This is a genomic window from Ideonella sp. P3_A4 (genome assembly GCF_056403075.1).
Window position 1 is genome coordinate 1 of sequence record NZ_JBFUGE010000960.1, and the last position, 1,668, is coordinate 1,668.

The 1,668-nt window shown below is 66.9% G+C and carries 2 protein-coding genes and 1 pseudogene; 2 read left to right on the plus strand and 1 reads right to left on the minus strand.

The genetic code is table 11. The features are described 5' to 3' along the window. Positions 1–189, plus strand: a pseudogene (locus AC1DYI_RS34860) (hypothetical protein); the annotation flags it as partial. Positions 190–301: 112 nt separating this feature from the next. On the opposite strand, the gene AC1DYI_RS34865 reads toward AC1DYI_RS34860, so the two are convergent. Beyond that, positions 302–631 carry a hypothetical protein gene (locus tag AC1DYI_RS34865; RefSeq protein WP_477208673.1) on the minus strand — a complete coding sequence of 110 codons (330 nt, stop codon included), beginning with the start codon at positions 629–631 and terminating at the stop codon, positions 302–304. A gap of 169 nt (positions 632–800) precedes the next feature. On the opposite strand from AC1DYI_RS34865, the gene AC1DYI_RS34870 reads away from it, so the two are divergent. After that, positions 801–1,640 (plus strand): PA4780 family RIO1-like protein kinase, encoded by an 840-nt coding sequence (locus AC1DYI_RS34870; RefSeq protein WP_477208674.1) that lies wholly within the window; start codon positions 801–803, stop codon positions 1,638–1,640. The last annotated feature ends 28 nt before the right edge of the window (positions 1,641–1,668 follow it).

Sequence of the window (1,668 nt, forward strand, 5' to 3'; positions counted from 1 at the left end):
GTCGAAGCCTGGTCCACGGGGCGGACCGGCGTGTTCGCCGTGCCGACGAGCGGGCTGTTGACCCCGGCGGCGCCAAAGTCCAAGGGCAGCAGTGGCGACTGGGAAAACGAGATTCACCCCAACAAGTCGGGCTGGCGCAAGTTGTCGAAGGTGTGGGTCCGGGAGATTCGATCCGTGCTGGGGGTCTAGAGCGACAGTGCGCCTCACGGGGCGAACGTCGCGTGCGTCACTACCCCAACCGCGGCCATGAAAAAAGCGGGCACTCGGCCCGCTTGTTGACGTGCGTTGACGGCGTTCGGCGTCAGGCCTGGAACGCGCGCTGGCGCCAGTCGGAAAGCACCTGCGTCCAGGACTCGCTGAGGCCGCCCTCTTCCTTGAGGACTGCCTTGGCGGGTGCTTCGTCGTCGGTCCAGGCCCAGGTCCAGCGGGCGCGGCCGTCTTCTTGCACCTTGGCTTCGAAGAAGCCTGCCAGGAGGTTGGCCGTCTGCGCGTCGCCCACCTCCGCTCTGAAGCTGTCGGCGTCGTAGGTGACGATGTTGCAACCGCTCTCCAGGCAGTAGCTGGCCAGGCTGAACCAGCGGGCGGCCAAGGGTTGTTGATGGTGGACGGCAAGCAAATCGGTTTCTGTCATGGCCCGATTGTCCGCCACGGCGCGATTGCCCTTAGAACCGCAAGTGTGGTAGGCGCTTGGGCGGGCGAAGCGGCAGCCCCGTCGTGATGTCGCACGGATCGTCMCCGAGACACCACACCGGCGGCCGGTCTGAGCGAGACCCGTGCTCGGCGTCACGCAAAATGCACCGATGAAATCCCCCAAACGCCTGCAGGCGCTGATTGACGAAGGCCTGGTCGACAGCGTGCTGCGGCAGCTCAAGAGCGGCAAGGAAGCCGATGTCTACGTGGTGATGTGCGGCGGCGAGGTGCGCGCTGCCAAGATCTACAAGGAAGCCACCAACCGCAGCTTTCGCCAGGCGGTGGACTACACCGAGAACCGCAAGGTCAAGAACACCCGCCAGGCCCGCGCCATGGCCAAGGGCACGCGCTACGGCCGCGAGCAGCGCGAGGCCGCGTGGCAAAGCGCCGAGGTGGACGCGCTGTACCGCCTGGCAGCCGCCGGGGTGCGCGTGCCACGCCCCTACAACTTTCTCGAAGGCGTGCTGATCATGGAGCTGGTGTCCGACGCCGACGGCCAGGCAGCACCGCGGCTGGGCGAGCTGCCGTTCACGGCCGACGAGGCCCGCGCCCACCACGCCACGCTGATCAGCGAGGTCGTGCGCATGCTCTGCGCGGGCGTCGTCCACGGTGACCTCTCGGAGTTCAACATCCTGATGGCCGCCGACGGGCCGGTGGTCATCGACCTGCCGCAGGCGGTGGACGCCGCGGGCAACAACCACGCCCTGCGCATGCTGATGCGCGACGTCGACAACCTGCGCAGTTTCTTTGGCAGGTTTGCGCCAGAGTTGCTGAAAACCCAGTACGGGCCCGAGATCTGGAGCCTCTATGCCGGCGGGCTGCTGGATCCGGCCACTCCGCTGACAGGCCACTATGAACACAAACCCGGCGCGGTGGACCTGGAAGGCGTGATGCGCGAGATCGAGGATGCGCGGCTGGAAGAAGAGGCCTATCGCCTGCGTATGGCGTAGCTGCAGGCGCCGCAGCCGCGAGCGGAGC

What these genes read in the sequence shown, in the direction of transcription:
- AC1DYI_RS34870 (WP_477208674.1), top strand. Translation starts at nt 801, where the DNA reads ATGAAATCCCCCAAACGCCTGCAGGCGCTGATTGACGAAGGCCTGGTC.
- AC1DYI_RS34865 (WP_477208673.1), bottom strand. Translation starts at nt 631, where the DNA reads ATGACAGAAACCGATTTGCTTGCCGTCCACCATCAACAACCCTTGGCC.